We start from the raw sequence: 19,859 nt of genomic DNA, 5'->3' as shown, positions 1-19,859 counted from the left end.
GCCCGGATCCCTTCCCGGAGGACACCGCCTTGGTTGCTCCCACCGCCTCCCCAGCGGCGTCGGCAGAGCCGTTGCTCGTCATCGACAATCTCGGCAAGCGCTTCGTCGGCGTCACCGCCCTCGACGGCGTCTCGCTCGACGTCCGCGCCGGCGAGGTGCTGGGCCTGCTCGGCGAGAACGGCGCCGGCAAGTCGACGCTCCTGAAAATCCTCTCCGGCGCCCAGCCGCCGAGTTCCGGCACGATCACCTTCGACGGCGCGCCCTACGCGCCGGCCTCGCCGATCGAGGCCAAGGCGCGCGGCATCGTCACGATCTATCAGGAACTCTCGCTCATCCCGACGCTGAGCGTGGCGGAGAACATCTTCATCGGCCGCGCGCCGCTCAGCGGGCTCGGTCTCGTCGACTGGCGGGCCATGCGCCGCGAGACCAGGGCGATCATCGCTCGCGTCGGGCTCACCACCGACCCGGAGACGCCGGTCTCGGCACTCTCGGTCGCCGAGCAGCAGCTGGTGGAGATCGCCCGCGCCCTCTCGCTCTCGTCGCGGCTCATCATCATGGACGAGCCGACGTCGGCACTGACCGAGGCCGAGGTCGCGCGGCTGCTGGCGATCATGAGCCGGCTGCGGGGCGAGGGCGTCGCCATCATGTTCGTGACGCACCGCCTGGAGGAAGCCTCGCAGATCTGCGACCGCGTCACCGTGCTGCGCGACGGGCGCCTCGCCGGACACATGGCGCGCGACGCGGGGCCGATCCCGATCCCGGCGATCATCGAGCGCATGGTCGGCCGCGCCGCCTCCGAGCTCTACGCCCGTCCGACCGAGCGCCATGCGCCCGGCGACACCCGGCTGGCGATCCGGGGGCTGACGACGCCGCGAAACCCCGAGGCGCCGAACGCCATCACCCTCGGCGGCGTCGATCTCGACATCCGCGCCGGCGAGATCCTCGGCCTCGCCGGCCTCGTGGGCTCCGGCCGCACCGAGCTTGCCCGGGCGGTCTTCGGCGCCGATCCGGTGGCGTCGGGCAGCATGACCCTCGACGGCGCGGCCTATGCGCCGAGCTCGCCGCATGACGCGATCGCGCGCGGCATCGGCCTCGTGCCGGAGGACCGCAAGCATCAGGCGATCTTCGCCGCCCTCGGCATCCTCACGAACTTCTCCGTGGCGGCGCTGTCGCGCTTCGCCGGGCCGCTCGGGATCATGCGCGAGCGCGAGGAGCGCCGCGTCCTCGCGGAATACCGCAAGGCCCTCTCGATCCGCATGGCGAGCCCGGAGCAGCGCATCGACGGGCTGTCGGGCGGCAACCAGCAGAAGGTGATCGTCGCCCGCTGGCTGGCGCGCGATCCGAAGGTGCTGATCGTCGACGAGCCGACCCGGGGCGTGGACGTGGGCGCCAAGGCCGAGGTGCACCAGATCCTCGTGCAGCTCGCCTCGCGCGGCATCGCCGTTCTGGTCATCTCCTCGGAGCTGCCCGAGATCCTCGCGGTCTCCGACCGCATCGTCACCATGCGCCAGGGCCGCATCACCGGCGAGATGCCCGCCTCCGAGGCCACCGAAGAGAAGCTGATGGCGCTGATGGCGCTCGAGACCCGCGAGGAAGCCACCGCATGACCACCTCCGACGACACCCGCCCCGGCGTGAACGCCTTTGGCCTCCTAAAGCGGTTCGGGCCGCTGCTGTTCCTCGCGGTGCTGATGGTGATCTTCACGATCATGAACCCGAACTTCCTGAACCCGATCAACCTCTTCAACGTGCTCCGGCAGATCTCGATCACCGGGCTGATCGCGCTCGGCATGACGTTCGTGATCCTGACGGCGGGGATCGACCTCTCGGTCGGCTCGCTGCTCGCGCTCTGCGGCATGATCGCGGCGGTGGTGGCGAAAGGCGGCACGGCGAACACGCTGGCGCTCGAGTCCGCGGCGGGCGCGGGCTACGGCTGGTTCGCGGCACTCCTCGCGGCGATCGCCACCGGCTGCCTCGCCGGCCTCATCCAGGGGCTGACGATCACCCGGCTGAAGGTGCCGCCCTTCGTGGTGACGCTGGGCGGTCTCACGATCTTCCGGGGCCTGACGCTCACCATCTCGAACGGCGGGCCGATCTCGGGCTTCACTGCCGACATGCGCTGGTGGGGGACGGGGCTCGTCGGCCCGGTGCCGGTGCCGGTCATCATCTTCCTCGGCGCGGCACTCCTCTGCCACCTCGTGCTGCGCTACACCCGCTACGGCCGCTCGGTCTACGCGGTCGGCGGCAACGCCGAGGCGGCGCGGCTCTCAGGGCTCCGCGTCGACCGCATCCTCGTCTCGGTCTACGTGATCGTCGGCTTCTTCTGCGGCCTCGCCGCCTTCGTCCTCGCCGCGCGCCTGAACTCGGCGGAAGCCGTCGCCGGCATGGGCTACGAGCTCACCGTCATCTCCGCCGTGGTCATCGGAGGCACCTCGCTCTTCGGCGGCGTGGGCAGCGTCGGCGGCACGGTGGTCGGCGCCGCGCTGATCGGCGTGCTGGTGAACGGCCTCGTCCTCAACAACGTCTCCTCCTACACCCAACAGATCGTCATTGGCCTGATCCTGATCCTCGCGGTGGCGTTCGACCGGTGGCTGAAGACGCGGACGCGGGGGTGACGCGAGGCATTCAGGGGTGGCGCTTCAATTACCTTACTGCTCGAGCCCTGCGTCGATGATCAGTCGACGATAAAGCGCCGAGATCCCAGAACTACCCGGAACGAATAAATCACGCGTAAGCTCCCCGTCTTCAATACTGATGCGCTCAAATGTCTTTCTACAAACTTCAAACGGCAGAACTTCTCCGCGCTCACAGTGTTTCAAGTAGAGGGGGCGAAAAAATCGCATCAGTGCGACATAGCCGGTTGTTCGATTCAAGATAGATCCTGTTGGAGCGTTATCCCAACAACTAGGCCATTTATACTTCACAGCGTTAAAGAAGTTTGTCAGACATAAGAACAGTCCGCTATCATCATTTTTGTCAAAGAAGGGCTGGAAGATAAATGTTCTCCAATCATCTGGATTCCTCTTCAGTCCAAAGAGTCCTTTGTAGCGCTTGTTCCTCTCAGACTCTGGATCAGGCGTGATGTACTCCACGATTGGCTTCACTACCGTTGCCTGAGCGAGCGTCTGAACCATGCCTTTGCCGGGCTCAGCCTTTCCAAGTCGCTTTATCTTATCATGAAGCGGGCCTTCAACATCTCTGTTCATGGCTAATACTACCTCATGAGCGAATTTTACTGGGCCTCTCTCCTCATAGTACGATGCCAAGTCCACCACTAGGCTTTGATTCACCTTCGTCTGAGCTTGGTTTACTCGCGCGAAGATCTCGGCTTTGTCCGCTTCGGAGGCGCCAACGAAGATTGAAATATTAACGTCAAAATTTCGATGATTGTCTAAGCCTTCGAGTCCAGCAACTCGATGCTGACCATCGATAATGAATGCAATTTTCTCTACGGGAATGTAATCATTGTCTCCGGGCGAGCCATACGTCGTGAGCTCTAGATTGAATATACCCTTAGAGTTGCTCTTTGTGGCATTGGTACAATATGGTGTCAACTCGACGCATTCTGCTGCAACAGCAATAATAACTGAGGTTGGGAATGTAGCATAGTCCAAGTTTACATACTTCTCGATGCTCTTTATTCTTTTCTCGGATCTCTCTCGCTGTATCCCTGCAATCTTGCCTTGCGTTCCGCTAATAAAGGCGCGGATCTCCGTATATGAGATACCAACCAGGGTCCGCGCGTCAATGCATCCAACGTAGAAATCACCTATTGGCTGAGATACTTTTGATACAGGAATGTTAATTGGCAGATGGATACTATTCTGCACGGCGATTGGCTCCGAGCTTGATGCTGTTTACGCGGTTTTCTTGATCTTCCCCGGCTTGCTGGGCTGTTGGTATTTTTGGCTCTAATAGTAGGATAATAAACCAAAGCACGTGCAGCCCAAAAAATTGAACCCATAGCCACGTTAACAATGGGGATTTTAGCCCTCCCGTCTCAAATCCCGGATTAAGACCGATTATAAAAGAAGTGGCTACGATCGGGAATACCAGCGTAATAAGCAAAATTAATGCTAAAACTTGATGTGTGGCCTTGTGGCGCAGCAATGCCATAAATGCTACTCCCGCAACTGGAAGTATGGACATTGTGATCTGACCACCTGCAAAGTATTTGCTAAATTGATTTCCAATAGAAGAGGGGGGATTTTGTATAGACAGTATTATTGCTATAACATAGATGAAGCCTAAAGATCCTACTACTGAAGATAGTACTTCACTGCACGCTCTGCCCCAGTTCTTCTTTAAAAGTTCGAGCATCCAAGGCTACCCTTTAGGCCGTCCCCACAGCGTATGAAGAAATCTGGAACCAATCAAGACGACGTTTCACTTGATTCTTGCCTGTCTGGGTGCCGTCCTTATCGTCATTTCAGCTTCGAGAGGTGCTGTTCTCCCTGTCGCGCATCTGCGCTGGAGAATTGCGGCATGCCTCTCGATCCGCCGCCTCCGATGCACGTCGCGGACGGCTATTTGCTGGTGGATGGGCAGATTGTCGCCGACGCGAGGGCGGTCTGTCCACCTTCATTGACTCCTGGCGCCTTCGTCAGTTTGTGAAATATATCATGAGTTCTGCATATAGGCTTGGGGTGCGCGGCGCAAACGATGTGCGCACATTGTGCCACCCCCGTGAATGCCAAAATCCCCCCGCCCTCTCCTCCCCCATTGACCCTTCCTTTACCCTCCCCGGCGCAGTGTCCCCTCGCGCGTCTCTGACGCGGGCAACGCGAGAAGCGCGGGAGAGGGACGGATGGATCTGGCTGGTTATGTCGCTCTTACCCGGGCTTCGGGGCTGGCGAAGGAGATGCAGTCCGTCGCCAACAACATCGCGAACCTCGGGACCACGGGGTATCGCCGTGAGGGCGTGATCTTTGCGGAAGAGGTGCGGGCGCTGCCGATCGAGGGGGGCAGTGTCGCGATGACTGCCGCCCGGGCGCGGTTCACCGATGACATGCAGGGCGCGCTGGAAGAGACCGGCGGCTCGCTCGATCTGGCGATTGAGGGGGGCGGCTATTTCACCGTGATGACGCCTCAGGGCGAGCGGCTGACGCGGGCGGGCGCCTTCACGCGCAATGGCGAGGGCACCATCGTCACCATGGACGGCCACGCGCTCCTCGACGAGGGCGGCGGCGAGATCGCGATTCCGCCCGAGGCGAAGGCGATCGGTGTCGCGGCGGACGGCACGCTGTCGGCCGATGGCGCGCCGGTGGCGAAGATCGGGCTGGTGACGCCGGTCGATCCGGCGAAGGTCTCGCGCGAGGCTGGGACGCTCTTCAGGGCGGCGGCGACCGAGCCGGTGGAGGCGCCCCGTGTGGTGCAGGGCTTTCTCGAACAGTCGAACGTCAATCCGATCGCCGAGATGGCGCGGATGATCGAGGTGCAGCGGGCCTACGAGTACGGCCAGAAGCTGATGGATCAGGAGGACGAGCGGATCCGCCTGGTGGTGAAGACGCTCGGCCAGCTCGGTTAAGGAGTAACCCGTCTATGCGTGCCCTGAACATTGCCGCGACCGGCATGGCGGCGCAGAACATGCGCGTCGAGGTGATCTCGCACAATCTCGCGAACATGAGCACCACGGCCTACAACGCCCGCCGGGCGGAGTTCGCCGACCTGCACTACCAGCAGGCGGCGCGGCCGGGGACGATCAGCTCGGCGGACGGCACCGTGCTGCCGGCGGGCGTGCAGCTCGGCCTCGGCGTGCGGACCGCGGCGGTGTCGGTGCAGGTCGCCGAGGGCTCGCTCACCGAGACCGGCGGCTCGCTCGACCTCGCCATCGACGGCAAGGGATATCTGGAGGTGACGCTGCCGAACGGCGAGCCGGCGTATACCCGCGACGGCGCGCTGAAGCGGAATGGCGACGGGCTCATCGTCACGTCCGAGGGCTTCGCGGTGGCGCCGGGGATCACCATTCCCGAGGACGCCAAGACCATCGAGATCAACGCCGTTGGCGAGGTCTACGCCTATTTCGACGGGCAGGTGCAGGCGCAGTTGCTCGGGCAGTTCAGCCTCACGACGTTCTCGAACGACAAGGGTCTCGAGGCGCTGGGCTCGAACCTCTACAAGGAGACCGAGGCCTCCGGCGCGCCGAACGTCGGCGCTCCGGCCGAGGACGGGCGGGGCACCTTCCGTCAGGGCTATCTCGAGGCGTCGAGCGTCGACGCGGTGCACGAGATCACCGGGCTGATCGAGGCGCAGCGCGGCTACGAGATGAACGCGAAGGTCATCACTGCGGCCGACCAGATGCTGGCCGCCACGGTGCAGATCCGCTGAGATGCGTTTCGGGATGGCCCGCGCCGCCACGCTATTCCTGCTCTTCGTCGCGCTGCTGTCCGCCGGGACGGTGTTTGCCCAGACCCTCGGCGAGATCGGCCGGCGGGCCGCTGCGCCCGCGCCCGCGCCCGTCGCGCCGCCCGAGCCGACGCTCGCCGACCTCGTGCCGGAGGGCCAGTCGGTGACGGTGGTGCGCGCGCTGCGGAGCCAGAGCGTCATCGAGGCGGACGATCTGGTGCTGACGGTGGGTGCGACGCCGGGCGGGATCGACGCGATCGAGGCGGCGGTGGGGATGGAGGCAAAGGTGGCGCTCTATCCCGGCCGGCCGATCCTCGCGAGCCAGATCGGCACGCCGGCGCTGGTCGAGCGCAATGCGCTGGTCCGACTCGGCTACCTGAAGGGGCCGCTCTCCATCGTCACCGAAGGCCGGGCGCTCGACCGGGCGGGGCTGGGCGAGGCGGTCCGGGTGATGAACCTCCAGTCGCGCCAGACGGTCACCGGCACGGTCGCGGCGGACGGCAGCGTCGAGGTCGGACAATGAAGCGGAAACTCGCTCTTGCGGCGCTGATCGGGCTTGCCGCTTGCGACATCGGCTCGATCGGCAAGGAACCGCGGATGACGTCGATCGGCCAGGCGGCGGAGGACGCGCAGCCGATCCTGACGCCCGACCGCGCCGCCCTTGCGGTGCCGCCGCCACAGGCGGCGCGCTACGCCTATCAGCAGGGGTCGCTCTGGAACACCGGCCCGTCGGGGCTGCTTGGCGACAAGCGGGCGAGGAACGTCGGCGACCTGCTCACCGTCGTCATCGAGATCGACGACAAGGCCGAGATGAAGAACACCACCGACCGGCAGCGCAGCGGCAGCGAGGACGCCGGCGTCGGAGCTTTCCTCGGGGTGGGCAACATCCTGCCGCCCGGTGCGATGAAGCTCAATCCGAACGTCGGCATCAACTCGGAGTCGCAGTTCAACGGCTCGGGCTCGATCAAGCGCAACGAAAAGCTGGAGCTCCGGGTCGCGGCGACGGTGGTGCAGGTTCTGCCGAACGGCCAGCTCGTCATCCAGGGCGATCAGGAGGTCCGGGTGAACTACGAGCTGCGCGACCTTCAGGTCACCGGCATCGTGCGGACCGAGGACATCTCGCGCCACAATGAGGTCGAGTACGATCGCATCGCCGGGGCGCGCATCATCTACGGCGGCCGTGGCCAGGTCTCGAGCGCGCAGCAGCCGCGCTACGGGCAGCAGGTGGTCGACCGGTACATGCCCTACTGAAGGAGATGTGTCCGTGAAGAAGCTGGTCCCGGTCCTGATCGCGGTCCTTGGTCTCGGTGTCGGGATCGGCGGCGGCATGGCCCTGAAGCCTGTTCCCGAGGCCATGGCCGACGTTTGCGTCGCGCCGGTCGGCGACGTGGCGGAGGACGACGCGGCCGCCTGTGCCGCGCCGGACGCGTTTGCGCCCGAGGTGGCCGAGGCGGGCAGCGGGAAGGCGGCCGAGGTCTCCTACGTGCCGATCGAGAAGCCTTTCGTCGTCCCGATCTTCGCCGGCAACAAGACCGTGGCGATGGTGGTCATGTCCGTCTCGATCGCGGCCGAGGGCCCGAAGGCCGCGACCGAGTTCGAGGCGGTCGAGCCCCGCTTGCGCGACAGCTTCCTGAAGGTGATGTTCCGTCACGCGAACTCCGGCGGCTTCGACGGCAGCTATACCACCGGGCGCAAGATCGAGGATCTGAAGTCCGCCTTGCTCGGCGCGGCGCGCGAGGTGGTCCCCGGCGCCCCGGTCGATGCGGTGCTCATCACCGAGATCGCCCGTCAGGAGAGCTGACTTGCCTGTCGGAGTCGGCCGTCCCATCCTCGCGTGAAAACGGGAGGTCAGGATGGACGATCGCAGGATTGCGGACATCGCCGAGGCGTTGCTGCATTCGCTTGGCACCGGCGTACCGGCGGAGCGCATCCCCGATCTCGACATGGACACGGCCTACCGGATCGCCGAGCGGGTCCGCGAGATGCGGGAGGCGCGTGGCGAGCGGGTTGTGGGGCGCAAGATCGGCTTCACCAACACGACGATATGGCCGCTCTACGGCATCAGCGGGCCGATGTGGAATTACATGTGGGCGAGCACGGTCGCCGATCTCGAAGACGAGCCGGTGATGTCGGTGGCGGGCTTTTCCGAGCCGCGCATAGAGCCCGAGATCGTGCTGCATCTGGCGGCCGCGCCCCGGCCGGGGATGGAACCACGAGAGCTTCTCGGGTGCATCGCCTGGGTGGCGCACGGTTTCGAGGTGGTGCAGTCGGTTTTCCCGGGATGGCGTTTCACCGGCGCCGAATCAGCTGCGGCCTTCGGGCTGCACGGGGCGCTGCGAATCGGTCCGGTTCATGCGGTCCGGCCCGGAAGCGGGTGGGACGTGGCACTGGAAAACTTTGCCATAAGCCTTTCGAAAGATGGCGTGCCGTTTGCCACGGGTCATGCACGCGATGTGCTCGGGGGGCCGCTGCGGGCGCTCGGCTTCCTGGTCGAGGAGCTTCAACGTTACCCCGGGTCGCCGCCACTGCGGGCGGGCGAGACCGTCACCACCGGCACGCTGACCGACGGGCACCCGATTGTAGCGGGCGAAACATGGTCGACTGAACTCGAAGGAATAGATCTGGACGGAATACGAATAGAAACGAGTGCCTGAGAGGCGAATGGTCCCCAAAAAGCCGGGGCCGCCAGCACCCTCACGTGCTGGCGGCCCCGGCCATCCCCAACCCCCCGCGATTACACCCTTCGAACCAGTTTACACGACACCCGTTACGCTCTGAACTGTAGTCCCGCGGGGACACCCCTCAATCAGTACGTCCGAAGCAATAGGCGAATTTTCGCCGCCTGCCAAGAGCTCTGTTCGCAAACAGTTGACATGTGCCAATCAGGCAACATCTGGCGACTCTTTCCCGGCGGGTGCGGGCGGGGCTTCGCGCTCGGTCCGGGCCGTCTTGCGAGACGCCTCGGTGCGGATGGCGACCTCGGCCACCCGGTCGAGCGCCTTCTCCCGGCCAAGGCTTTGCACCGCCGCCGCCCGCGCCCGGTCGATTTCGCCTGCGAGTTCCGCGCGCCGGCGCCGGACGATGGTGAGTTGCCGGTCGATCCAGGCAAGGCGCGCCGCCTGTCGGTCGGGTGGCAGGGTCTCGCCGCTTGCCACGTCCGAAGCCGCGGTTGCGGCGAGGGTCGCGAGCTCGGCGTCGAGCGTCCGGGCCTCGGTCATCAGACGCTCAAGCCGCGCGAGGTCGCGCGCGCGCCGCGCCTCCATCAGGTGCCCGAGGTCACGCAGTTCTGCGGGTGTCATCGACCACGCTCCTTTGCCAGCCGCCGCATCCGGTCGGCGAAACGAATCGCGGCGGCCACCGCGCGGTACTGCTCGGGCCGGATCTCCTGGCCGATCTGCACGGTCGCGTTGACGGCGCGCGCGGTGGGCGGATCCGAATGCAGGGGGATGTTTGCCGTCGCCGCCACCTCGCGGATGCGCAGCGCCACCTCGTCCTCGCCCTTGGCGACGCAGATCGGTGCCGATCCGCGGGCGCGGCTCCACTTCAGCGCCACGGCGACATGGGTCGGGTTCACGATCACCACATCGGCCTTGGGCACGTCGAGCAGCATCCGGTTCGTGGCGATCGCGTGCGCGCGGCTGCGCCGCTGCGACTTCACGTGCGGGTCGCCCTCGCTCTGCTTTGTCTCCTCGCGCAGTTCCTGAAAGGTCATGCGGTTGCGCCTCTGGAACTCGAAGCGCTGCCAGACGAGATCGATGCCGGCGATGACGACGGCGATGATGCAGGTGACCGACAGCAGGACGACGAGCGATTGCAGCATGATGGCTCCGACCACGCCCGCCTCGGCGGTGGCCGCGCCGATCATCCGGTCCGCGTCATGGCTGAGGTAGAGGGTGAGCGCGGCGGTGACGGCCGCGAGCTTCACCACCGCCTTGCCGAACTCGACGATCCCCGAGACGCCGAACTTGTTCCTGGCGTTGTCGAGGATCGAGAGCCGCGAGAGCTTCGGCTGGATCTTCTCGGCCGAGAAGGTGATCGCCTGCTGCGCGAAGAGGCCGACGAGAACGGCGGCAATCGGGGCGAGAAAGAACGGGCCGAGCGCGAAGGCGGTCTCACCGAGGATCGCGCCGAGCAGGCCCGGGCCACCCGGGCCGAGGATGCGCCCTTCGAGCCGGTCCGGCTGGTCGATGAAGAACATGAGGATCGAGCCCGCATGATCGACGGCGTAGGCGCCGACCGTCATCACCACGGCGAGGAGCCCGAGATAGGTCACGGCAACGTTCACGTCGGCCGAGCGCGGGATGTCGCCGCGCTTGCGCGCCTCGGTCAGCCGTTGCGGTGTCGGGTCGTGGGTCTTCTCGCCGGCGCCCTCGCTGCCCTCGCTCATCGCGGCGCCACCAGCGGATCGGCGAGCGTGAGGTCCAGCCGGTGCCCCCAGAAGTGCAGGATGACCGGCGCGGCGAGCATGAGCAGCAGGATGCCGCCCGCGGTGATCGCGGGCGCGCCGATGAAGGAGACCATGAGCTGCGGCATCGCCCGGTTGATGACGCCGAGCGCGAGGTTGTAGGCGAAGGCCGCGATCACGAACGGCGCGGCGAGCGAGAAGCCGAGGGCAAACGCCTCGGCGATGCGCGCCGTGCCCCAGCGCGCCACGTCTTCCGCCGGGACCGGCAGGCCAATGGGCAGGATCTCGTAGCTCCGCGCCACGGTGACGGCGATCTTGACGTGCAGCCCCATGGCGAGCGCGAGGGTGACGCCCGCGAGCATCAGGATGTTGCCGATCGCCGGCATCGGCTCCGGCGTCAGGCTGCTGCCGAACATCTGCGACAGCGATGTCGACTGTGCCGCGATGACGCCCGCGATCTGCAGGGCCATGACCATCAGCCGGATCGCGAGGCCGAGCATCAGGCCGATCGTCGCTTCGATGATCAGCATGGCGAGGAACGGCCGCGCGGGATCGGTGCGGAGCAGTTCCGGCGTCAGCAGTGGCCAGACCACGAGCGTGAAGGCGAGGGTGAGGGCGAGGCGGATGCGGGCCGGGATCACCTGCTCGCCGAAGCCGGGCAGGAGAATCATGACGCCGCTCACCCGGGCAAACACCAGGATGGCGCCGGCGAGCGCGGCGTCGGCAAGGTCAAGGATCGTGCCGAGGGCCGCGAACATCAGGCGAGCCCGAGGACAGCGGGCTTCGCCCCGGCGCCGATCTCCTCGAAGGAGAGCACCGGATTGCGGATACCCTTCGCCAGCAGCACGGTGTGCAGGAACCGCCGCCGCCTGGTCGAGGTGACGACCGCCGGATAGCGGCCTTGCGTTCCGGCGTGGGCGATCTTCTCGGCGACCGAGGAGGCGAGGCGGTTGAACTCGGCCGGGGGCAGGGCGACGTCGACAATGCCCGATCCGTCGGGCAACTGGTACTTCTGGAACGCCTCCTCCCATGCCGGTGCGAGCTGGATCAGCGGCAGCGCGCCATCGGCTTCGGTAAGGCCGGCGACGAGCTGGAAGCCGAGGCGGTGGCGCACGTGCTCGCAGACCACCTCCGGGCTCGCGTGCGGCCCGTTGGCCTCGGCGATCGCCTCGAGGATCAGCGGCAGGTTGCGGATCGAGACGCGCTCCTCCAGCAGCAGGCGCAGCACCGACTGGAGCAGGTCGACCGGCACCTTGTCCGGAACGAACTCGTCGAGCATCCGCCGGTTCGCCTCGGCCCGCCTGGTGTCGGTCAGCGAGACGAACTCGTCGAGGAGCTTCCTGAGGCTCCGGCGGGTGAAGAGCTTGCCGAAGTTCGACTTCACGATTTCGAGGAGGTGGGTCGCCACCACTTCGGTGGGGGTCACGACCGCGAGCCCGAGGAGCGCGGCTTCCTCCTGATGCGCCGTTGCGATCCAGCGCGCGGGTGCGCCGTAGACCGGCTCGGCGACGGTGATCCCCTCCGGCGCGCGGGCGCCCTCGTCGGGCAGGAGGACGAGCACCCGGTCTGTCTCGATCCGGCTCTTCGCCACCTCGACCCCCTGGATGCGGATGGCGTAGGTGCCGGACGCGAGCCCGGGATTGTCGGTGAGGCGGATCTCCGGGAGGATCAGGCCGAATTCCGTCGCGATGTGGTTGCGCATGTTGAGGATGCGCGCGTCGAGCCCGGTCGCGGCGTCCATGACGACCGGCACGAGGTTGGGGGCGAACTCCATGTGGATTTCGTCGATGTCGAGCAGGTCGCCGAGCGACTTTCTTGCCGGGGTCTTCAGCTCCGGCGGCGCAGCGGCGGCGGATGCCTCCTTTGCCTTCTGTTCCCGCGCGAGCCATGCCGCGCCGCCGAGGCAGCTCGCGCCGAGGATGAACGGCAGGAACGGCAGGCCGGGGATGAAGGCGAAGAGCGCCAGCAGCACGGCGACGGTGCCGAGTGCCGTCGGGTAGCCGCCGAGCTGGCGGATCAGCGCCCGGTCGGTCGAGCCGACGAGCCCCCCCTTGGAGAGCAGCATCGCCGAGGCGATGGAGATGATGACCGCCGGGATCTGGGTGACGAGCCCGTCGCCCACGGTGAGGATCGAATAGGTCTCGAACGCCTCGCCCACCGGCATCCCGTGCACCAGCACGCCCATGGCGAGGCCGACCACGAGATTGAGCAGCGTGATGAGAAGGCCCGCGATGGCGTCGCCCTTGACGAACTTCGACGCGCCGTCGAGCGAGCCGAAGAACGTCGTCTCCTCCTGCTCGATGCGCCGCCGCTCGCGCGCCTCGGCGTGGGAGATCGCACCCGCCGCCATGTCGCTGTCGATGGCGAGCTGCTTGCCGGGCATGGCGTCGAGCGCGAAGCGGGCGCCGACCTCGGCCATGCGCCCGGCGCCCTTGGTGATGACGATGAAGTTGACGATGAGCAGCACCGAGAAGATCACCAGGCCCATGGCGACCGAGCCGCCCATGATGAACATGGCGAAGCCCTCGATCACGTGGCCGGCGGCCTTGGTGCCGGTATGGCCCTGACCGATGATGAGCTTGGTCGACGAGACGTTGAGCGCGAGGCGCAGCATCAGCGAGGCGAGCAGGATCGTCGGGAACGACGAGAAGTCGAGCGGCCGCTGGATGAAGAGCGTGATGGTGAAGATGAGGATCGCCAGCGCGAACGAGACCGTGAGGCCGGCGTCGAGGATCCACGCCGGCATCGGCAGGACCATCATGGCGATGACCGCCATGAGCGCCATCGCGAGCATCACCGTCGGCTGGTAGAGCGTGCGGAGCGAGATCGGCATCCTAGAACAGCCCTCCGCTTGGCGCGGTCAGGAGCGCGCCACCGCCGGGCGCGATGAGGCTGCCGCTTCCGCCCGCGATGAGGCCGCCGGTCGCGGGCAGGAAGAGCGCGCCGGCGACGCCGCCGGCCGTGGGTGGCGGCGGCGGGCCGGCGGCACGGATCCGCTCGGCGAGGGCGCGGCGCTGCGCCTCGCGCCGCTCCTGCCGCGAGGTGAACCGGCTCCGGGGCTGGGTGGCGGCGACGAGCGCCTCGGCACCGGTCAGCGCAGCGGGGTCGAGCCCGGCCAGCACCTTGTCGAAGCGCGCGCGGTAGGGGGTGGCGAACTGCGGCGAGAGCGAGTGATAGGCGCCCGCCGCCGCGGACCAGTCGCCCCGCTCGTCGTGGAGCGTGCGCAGGAACTGCGCGGCATAGGTCGCCGTCCACTGCGGATCGAACATGTCCTCCAGCGATGGAAACGCGTGGCCGTGCCAGCGATAGTTGATCTGCACGCAACCGACGTCGAAGCTCGTCCGGCCCTCCGCGAGGCTCTTGCGGGCGAATGCGATGGCCTCGTCGCGGGTCTGGAACCAGTGGCCCTTGCCCTCGCGGTTGATCGCCCACGGCCAGGCGCGGAACAGGCCGTCGCGGTGCTGTCCGGTCTCGGTCAGCGCCACGGCATGCAGCACCTCGACGGGCACGCCGCCACGTCGCGCACCCGCGACGATCGCGGCATCACAGAGCGCGGAGGGATCGGCGGAGGGGGCGGCATCGACGGGAGCGGCCCATGCAGTGCCCGCAGACGCGAGCACGGCCGCGAGCGCGAGCGCGAGGCCGGTGCGGAGCGACATGGGCGGGGCTTCTCCTCTGGCCGACTGTGCGTCCGGTCTAGGGAACCGCGGTTAACAAGGCGTTGTCAGCGCGTGGAGTTCAGCAGGTTCAGCAGCCCCGCGCTCGACCCGCCCTGCAGGAGCGCGAGCGCGCCCGTGCCGCGACTGCCCGGCGCGGCGCCTTCCCTGATCTGGGCCGTCGCGAGGAACTGGCGAAGCACCTTCTCGACCGCCTGCGGGTCCTGGAACGCCGAGAGAGCGTCCTTGCCGAAGAGCTGTCCGGTCCTCGCAGCGAGCATGTCGCGCTGCTTGTCGATGTCGATGTTCACGAACGCGGCCGGCAGCCCGTAGGCCCCCTGAAACACCTCGCGCAGCGGCTTAGAGGCGAGGACGGAAAACCAGCTCTTGCCGTCACCGGCCGCCAGATCGCCGATCTGATCGCGGAAGTTCATGGCGAGCCGCATGGTGTCGCTCGCCTTGCCGACCGCCGCCTGAAAGGCGTTGGTCTTGTAGGCCTCGGTGATCTTCGCGGCGAAGCCCGGGTCGGCCGTCCGAGCGCCCGTCGCATTGCCGAAGCCGAACGCCAGCGCCATCTTCGCATAGGTCGTATCCGACAGGCGGTTCGCGAAGGCGGCCTTGTCCTCGGTGCCCTCCTCCAGCGCCTTGCGGATGAAGGCCTTCGCGTCGATCTTGTCGCCGAGCCCGTAGGCGCCGAGCGCCACCTTGAGAAGCCGCCGGTCTGCGACGAGATCGGCCGCCGAGGTGATCTTGCCGATCTTCTCGGCAAAATAGGCAACGTCCTTCCGCACCTCGGGGCTCTTGTCGAACGCTGCCTTCTGCGCCGCCTCGGTGCGCTGAAGGAAACGCCAGCCGGCGATGCCGGAGAGCGGGATGACCGGCGTGAAGCTCATGGCCGCGTCACTCCGGCCGAAGGCCGAGGAGGCGCGCCTCGCGGGGTATCAGGCCGCGGAGCGCCCGCATCGCCTGATAGAAGCGGCGCGCGTTCGTCGCCTCGGTGGCCGCATCGAGCGAGGCGCGGCTGTCGGCGTCGTGGAACACCTGCGAGAGCTGTTCGATGCCGCGCAAAAGCTGCCGCGCACCCTCTTCGGGATCGGCCTCGCCCGCGAGCACCAGCTGGGCCACGTAGCAGACCCGCTTCACCGGCGTCGTCGCCTCGTCAGGATGGATCGCGTCGCGCAGGCGCAGGACGTTCGCGTCCGGCGTCAGCACGTTGAACCGCGCCCGCCGGTCGCCGTTTTCCATGACGACGCCGTTGATGAGCACCCGCTCCCGTGGCCCGAGTTTCAGCACCAGGCCGCTCATGCTGCGATCTCCGCGTCTCCCCGCAGACCCTTCATGATCGCGGTGTTGATATCAATGAGCGCCTCGGCGTTCGCCCGGCGGCCGATGACGGCCCGGCCGTGGCGATGCACGAACGCCGCGAGCGAGACGAGCTGCGCGCGCAGCGTCGGCGGAAGCTGGTTGCGGTCGTCGATCAGGTCGTCCTCGAGCATCCCCCAGAGCCTGGAGTTCTCGAGCACCGCCCGGCACAGACCGGGAAAATCGCTCTTGCCGAGGTCGTGGGCGTCGCGGAGCCGACGGGTCACGTTGGCAAAGGCGGAATATTCCGCATCGCGCGCGCTGCGCGTGGCGACCGTATTGCCGTAGGCGGCGCGGGCATTGGCATTGGGGGTCATGTCTCTTCCTCTCGTGGCCGGCGTAGGGGTTGGCCGGACGGCAGGCGGGGCGGACCGATCGGCCCGCCACGCCCGGTGTCAGATCACCGGAACAGCGAGAGGATCGTCTGCGGCGTCTGGTTGGCGATCGACAGCGACTGGATGCCGAGCTGCTGCTGGGTCTGCAGCGCGGTGAGGCGGGCCGAAGCCTCCTCCATGTCCGCGTCGACCATCGCGCCGATGCTGGTCTTGAAGTTGTCGGTCAGCTTGCTGATGAAGCCTGCCTGCGCCTCCAGACGACCCTGGGCGGAGCCCAGCGATGCAGCGGCGGCATTGACACTGTCCGCGGCGGTCGAGACCGCGGCGAGCGCGGCCGTGCGGTCGGCAGCGGTGCCCACGGCAATGTTGTTGAGGGAGCTGAGACCACCGGCATTCGCCGGCGTGAGCGAGAACGCGACGTTGCGATCAGCCGCGCCCGTGCCGTCATTGTTGACGATGAGATCGCCCGCAGCGGCCGAGTTGTAGTCGAGCGAGAAGCCCGCGATGCCCATCGCATCCACCGCAGCCTTGAGTTTGACCGCGATCACGTCCGACGCCGTGGTCGCGGCAAGGTCTTCCGCCGTAACGGTATAGGTCGTGGCCTTGTTGCCGACGCTGATCGAGATCTTGTCGCCCGCCACGAAATCCGTCGCATCGAGCGTCACGGTCTCGGCCGCGGCCGCGCCGGCATCGACCGAGAAGGCGAGCAGGTCGCCGCCTGCGGCCGCGGTGAAGGTGCTGCCCTCGAACGCGCCACGCGCCGTGCCGGCAGTGCCGGTGGAGAGGTCGAAGCCCGCGACGCCGATGAATGCGGCGGACTGTGCGCCGGTGGAGTCGCGGGTCAGCGACGAGAGAACGTCGGTGCTGCCGGTAGAGCCGACGAAGTTCAGGCCGTTGATCGAAGCCGCATCGACGATGCTCTGCATCTGGGCGGTCAGGGCGTCGATGTCGGCCTGGATCGTCGTGGTGTCCGCACCGGCCGCCATGGAGGCCGTGACCTTCGCCTTCATCTGGGTGAGAAGGCCGGAAATCTGCTCCGCAGCGGCGACGCCGGTGCCGACTGCGGCGATCGAGGCGTTGAGGCTGTCCGAAACCTGGTTGAAGCTGGCGACGTCGCTGCGCATGGTCTGGGCGATCGCCCAGGTCGAGGCGTTGTCCTTGGCGCCGGCGATCTTGAGGCCGGTGGTGATCTCGCTCTGCGCCTTGCCGAGGCTGGAGTTGGTCGCCTTGAGGGTCTGGAGGGCGGCCATGGCGCCGGTGTTGGTCAGGATGGAAGTCATGGTATCCTCTTGTGGTTCCGACGCTTTCGACGTCGCGATGGATGAACGGCACCGCGTCTCGATGCCGGGGTTCCGTCTTCTGACACTTGCGATCCGGGGTCCGTGCTTCGGAGCCGTCCGCGCCGGTCGTTCAACCGCGTGCAGGGACATTCGGCGAACACCGTGAACCAAGAGTGAAGCGGGGCAGGGGATCATGCTTAACAAGCGTCTGGGAAGGCTTGCATTTTCATCGATTGCTCTGGGCGCTATCGTGATCGCCGGCATTGCGACGGCCGATCCCCCCGGCGCGGGTCGCCGGGGACCCGCGGTTTATGACGACTGGCGGGTGGATTGCGGCGTGCCGCCCTGCACAGCCTACATGGCGCTGCTCGGCACGGACGGCAGCGAGGTGCTGCGCCTGTCGCTGCCGCGGGACGGGGCGGCGCTGAAGATCGGTACGGTGCTGCCGGTCTTCGTGCCGGACGGGATCGTTCTCGCGGTCGGCGCGCATCCCGTGCGGACCGCGCCGTGGCGGACCTGCGGCCCGACGGGGTGCGAGGCTCAGATCCCGCTCGACCCCGAGCTGTTCGATTCGCTGCGCAACGAGCGCGGCGGATCCGTCACGCTGACCCTCGCCGACGGGACGCCCGTTCGCCTGACGATCAGTCTGCATGGGTCGGCCGCCGCGGTCCGGGCGCGGGACGGCCTCAGGAGTGTGCGGCCGGGGTGACCGTGGGCGCGGCGCGCGTGAGTTCGAGCATCGCCGTCGCTGCCGCCGTCAGCGCGTCGGGCGCGAAGGGCTTCGAAAGCAGGGGCGAATTCCGGAAGCCGTCCGGGAGCGCCGATCGGCCGTAGCCGGTCGCGAAGGTGAACGGGATGCCCCGCGCCTGCAACGCCAGCGCGATCTCACCGACCGGCCGGCCACGGACATTGGCATCGACCAGCGCCACGTCGAAGGTCGTGGCATCGATCAGCGCCAGCGCCTCGTCGATGGTTCCCGCCGGTCCGATCACGTCCCAGCCCGCCGCGGTCAGTTGCGCTTCCATGTCCATGGCGATCAGCGCCTCGTCCTCGACGATGAGCACCCGCCGGGCGCCCCGCACCTCGCCCGGCCCCCGTGGCGCGGCCGTGGCGTCAGGCGCCTCAGGCCTGAGGCCGTCGCGCGGCAAGGGAAGGGTCAGGTGGATCTCGACCGCGTCCGTCCGACGGTCAACCCGCATCGAACCGTCGACGCCAAGGAGAACCCGCTCGACCACCGCCATCGCCAGCGCGGGCTGCCCGGTGGTCTCCGTGCAGTCGCCGCCGGTCTCGATCCAGTCGAGTTCGAGGGTGGCGTCGTCATGGATCTGCCAGTCGACGCGAAGCGCACTCTGGCTGCGCGTGTTCATCGACAGCTCATTGAGCGCGAGGGCGAGGGGAGCGGCAAGGCGGTGATCAATCGCCACGTCCGCCCCGGACACGCGCACCTGCGGCCGCACCACCACCGTCTGCACCAGCTCGCGCAGGCCCGCGCCCTGCATCAGGCCGCGCATCAGCAGGTCCTGGGCAATGCCGAGGGCGCGCAGGCGCAAGGTGAAGCCGGCGGCGAAGCTCTTCGGATCGACGTCGCCCGAGAGTGAGAGCGCCGTGATTGATTGCAAGGTGGCGAGCGTGTTGTTCACCCTGTGGCTCAGCTCGTCGAAGAGCTGCGCCTGCAGGACTTCGGCTCGCTTGCGCCGGGTCACGTCCCGCGCGATCTTCGACGCGCCGATGATCTTGCCGGAACTGTCCCGGAGCGGCGACACACTGAGCGACACGTCGACGCGTCGCCCGTCCTTGGCAAGCCGCACGGTGTCGAACTGCTCCACGAGCTCGCCACGCCGCAGACGGTCGAGGATGCCGGCCTCCTCGTCGTGCAGGTATGGGGGAACGAGCCGAAGGATCGACTGGCCGAGCATCTCGCTGGCAGCGTAGCCGAATATCCGCTCGGCCGAACTGTTCCAGGAGGTGATGCGCCCGTCGAGCGTCTTGCTGACGATGGCGTCGTTCGAGGACGCCACGATGGCGGCCAGCCGGGCGCGGTCGATCTCCCCGGCGGCGGCGCGCCCACTGCGATCCTCGGTGACGACGGCGATGGCCGTTTCGGGGTGTCCCGAAAGATCGCGCAGCACGCGGGTGGAGATGAGTACCTCGATTCCGCTGCCATCGCCCCGCCGGGCACAGAGGCGCTCTGCATCGACCTCGCGCCCCTCGCTCAGGCCGAGGTGCATCGGACAGGGATCGGCGGGCGTGCCATCCCGCCCGGTCAGCTCGAGGAGCCCGGCAAGTGTCGCGGCGGTTCGCGCGCCCGCCAGCGCCTTCGCGGCCACATTGCTCGGTTCGGGCACGCCGCCGCGATGCAGGGTGAATACCGCGGCCGGAAGCATTGCAAGTATGTCGTCTGGGTCCGTCACATGCATGTTGTCACTGGGGAGTGGGGGAGTGCAGAGCTGCCCGATCGATGGGCGCAGGGCGACTGA

At 67.2% G+C, this 19,859-nt stretch carries 21 protein-coding genes; 9 read left to right on the top strand and 12 right to left on the bottom strand.

The window, feature by feature from the left end:
• Positions 1-29 precede the first annotated feature (29 nt).
• Positions 30-1,607 (top strand): sugar ABC transporter ATP-binding protein, encoded by a 1,578-nt coding sequence (locus HNP73_RS05710; RefSeq protein ID WP_184147625.1) that lies wholly within the window; start codon positions 30-32, stop codon positions 1,605-1,607.
• Entirely contained in the window at positions 1,604-2,614 is a 1,011-nt protein-coding gene (locus HNP73_RS05705; protein ID WP_184147624.1) for an ABC transporter permease, read from the top strand. The genes HNP73_RS05710 and HNP73_RS05705 overlap by 4 nt, the downstream gene beginning before the upstream one ends.
• Positions 2,615-2,647: 33 nt before the next feature.
• Here HNP73_RS05705 and HNP73_RS05700 read toward each other — a convergent pair whose 3' ends face one another.
• Positions 2,648-3,829: a DGQHR domain-containing protein gene (locus tag HNP73_RS05700; RefSeq protein WP_184147623.1), complete on the bottom strand. Its 1,182-nt coding sequence runs from the start codon at positions 3,827-3,829 to the stop codon at positions 2,648-2,650.
• Entirely contained in the window at positions 3,819-4,319 is a 501-nt protein-coding gene (locus HNP73_RS05695) for a hypothetical protein (protein ID WP_184147622.1), read from the bottom strand. The genes HNP73_RS05700 and HNP73_RS05695 overlap by 11 nt, the downstream gene beginning before the upstream one ends.
• A gap of 487 nt (positions 4,320-4,806) precedes the next feature.
• On the opposite strand from HNP73_RS05695, the gene HNP73_RS05690 reads away from it, so the two are divergent.
• Genes HNP73_RS05690 through HNP73_RS05665 form a run of 6 tightly spaced genes read left to right on the top strand, consistent with a single transcriptional unit; the run spans position 4,807 to position 8,998 of the window.
• Positions 4,807-5,526, top strand: a complete 720-nt coding sequence (locus HNP73_RS05690; protein ID WP_184147621.1) for a flagellar hook-basal body complex protein — start codon at positions 4,807-4,809, stop codon at positions 5,524-5,526.
• Between the two features lie 14 nt (positions 5,527-5,540).
• Positions 5,541-6,326 carry a flagellar basal-body rod protein FlgG gene (flgG, locus tag HNP73_RS05685; RefSeq protein ID WP_184147620.1) on the top strand — a complete coding sequence of 262 codons (786 nt, stop codon included), beginning with the start codon at positions 5,541-5,543 and terminating at the stop codon, positions 6,324-6,326.
• A 1-nt stretch (position 6,327) separates the two neighbouring features.
• Positions 6,328-6,867: a flagellar basal body P-ring formation chaperone FlgA gene (flgA, locus tag HNP73_RS05680; RefSeq protein WP_246399538.1), complete on the top strand. Its 540-nt coding sequence runs from the start codon at positions 6,328-6,330 to the stop codon at positions 6,865-6,867.
• Positions 6,864-7,595 carry a flagellar basal body L-ring protein FlgH gene (flgH, locus tag HNP73_RS05675; protein WP_184147619.1) on the top strand — a complete coding sequence of 244 codons (732 nt, stop codon included), beginning with the start codon at positions 6,864-6,866 and terminating at the stop codon, positions 7,593-7,595. The genes flgA and flgH overlap by 4 nt, the downstream gene beginning before the upstream one ends.
• Before the next feature lie 13 nt (positions 7,596-7,608).
• Complete coding sequence (locus HNP73_RS05670) at positions 7,609-8,145, top strand: flagellar basal body-associated FliL family protein (protein WP_184147618.1); 537 nt, start codon at positions 7,609-7,611, stop codon at positions 8,143-8,145.
• Positions 8,146-8,197: 52 nt separating this feature from the next.
• A complete protein-coding gene (locus HNP73_RS05665) occupies positions 8,198-8,998 on the top strand; it encodes a 2-keto-4-pentenoate hydratase (protein WP_184147617.1) in 801 nt (266 codons plus the stop codon).
• A 228-nt stretch (positions 8,999-9,226) separates the two neighbouring features.
• Here the strand turns inward: HNP73_RS05665 and HNP73_RS05660 are convergent, their stop codons facing one another.
• From HNP73_RS05660 to HNP73_RS05620, 9 genes are all read right to left on the bottom strand, one after another.
• Complete coding sequence (locus tag HNP73_RS05660; RefSeq protein WP_184147616.1) at positions 9,227-9,643, bottom strand: hypothetical protein; 417 nt, start codon at positions 9,641-9,643, stop codon at positions 9,227-9,229.
• Positions 9,640-10,731: an EscU/YscU/HrcU family type III secretion system export apparatus switch protein gene (locus tag HNP73_RS05655; RefSeq protein ID WP_184147615.1), complete on the bottom strand. Its 1,092-nt coding sequence runs from the start codon at positions 10,729-10,731 to the stop codon at positions 9,640-9,642. The genes HNP73_RS05660 and HNP73_RS05655 overlap by 4 nt, the downstream gene beginning before the upstream one ends.
• Positions 10,728-11,507 (bottom strand): flagellar biosynthetic protein FliR, encoded by a 780-nt coding sequence (locus HNP73_RS05650; protein ID WP_184147614.1) that lies wholly within the window; start codon positions 11,505-11,507, stop codon positions 10,728-10,730. Before HNP73_RS05650 ends, HNP73_RS05655 begins: the two co-directional genes overlap by 4 nt.
• Positions 11,507-13,582, bottom strand: a complete 2,076-nt coding sequence (gene flhA / locus HNP73_RS05645; RefSeq protein WP_184147613.1) for a flagellar biosynthesis protein FlhA — start codon at positions 13,580-13,582, stop codon at positions 11,507-11,509. The genes HNP73_RS05650 and flhA overlap by 1 nt, the downstream gene beginning before the upstream one ends.
• A 1-nt stretch (position 13,583) precedes the next feature.
• Positions 13,584-14,408, bottom strand: a complete 825-nt coding sequence (locus HNP73_RS05640) for a lysozyme family protein (protein WP_184147612.1) — start codon at positions 14,406-14,408, stop codon at positions 13,584-13,586.
• 65 nt (positions 14,409-14,473) lie between these two features.
• Positions 14,474-15,298 carry a DUF1217 domain-containing protein gene (locus HNP73_RS05635; protein ID WP_184147611.1) on the bottom strand — a complete coding sequence of 275 codons (825 nt, stop codon included), beginning with the start codon at positions 15,296-15,298 and terminating at the stop codon, positions 14,474-14,476.
• Positions 15,299-15,305: 7 nt separating this feature from the next.
• Complete coding sequence (gene flbT, locus HNP73_RS05630) at positions 15,306-15,710, bottom strand: flagellar biosynthesis repressor FlbT (protein WP_184147610.1); 405 nt, start codon at positions 15,708-15,710, stop codon at positions 15,306-15,308.
• Positions 15,707-16,084 carry a flagellar biosynthesis regulator FlaF gene (flaF, locus tag HNP73_RS05625; RefSeq protein ID WP_184147609.1) on the bottom strand — a complete coding sequence of 126 codons (378 nt, stop codon included), beginning with the start codon at positions 16,082-16,084 and terminating at the stop codon, positions 15,707-15,709. Before flaF ends, flbT begins: the two co-directional genes overlap by 4 nt.
• An 83-nt stretch (positions 16,085-16,167) precedes the next feature.
• On the bottom strand, positions 16,168-17,382 hold the full coding sequence (locus tag HNP73_RS05620; protein ID WP_184147608.1) for a flagellin: 1,215 nt from the start codon (positions 17,380-17,382) through the stop codon (positions 16,168-16,170).
• A gap of 250 nt (positions 17,383-17,632) precedes the next feature.
• Here HNP73_RS05620 and HNP73_RS05615 point away from each other — a divergent pair, with 250 nt between their 5' ends.
• A complete protein-coding gene (locus HNP73_RS05615; protein WP_184147607.1) occupies positions 17,633-18,091 on the top strand; it encodes an invasion associated locus B family protein in 459 nt (152 codons plus the stop codon).
• Here the strand turns inward: HNP73_RS05615 and HNP73_RS05610 are convergent.
• Positions 18,069-19,766 (bottom strand): PAS domain S-box protein, encoded by a 1,698-nt coding sequence (locus HNP73_RS05610; protein WP_184147606.1) that lies wholly within the window; start codon positions 19,764-19,766, stop codon positions 18,069-18,071. The genes HNP73_RS05615 and HNP73_RS05610 overlap by 23 nt on opposite strands.
• Positions 19,767-19,859: the final 93 nt, after the last annotated feature.

The organism is Amaricoccus macauensis (assembly GCF_014201905.1).
In the GTDB taxonomy this organism is placed as follows: domain Bacteria; phylum Pseudomonadota; class Alphaproteobacteria; order Rhodobacterales; family Rhodobacteraceae; genus Amaricoccus; species Amaricoccus macauensis.
Note: the sequence above shows the minus strand (reverse complement) of the source record. Positions and strands in the feature narration are given on the sequence as shown.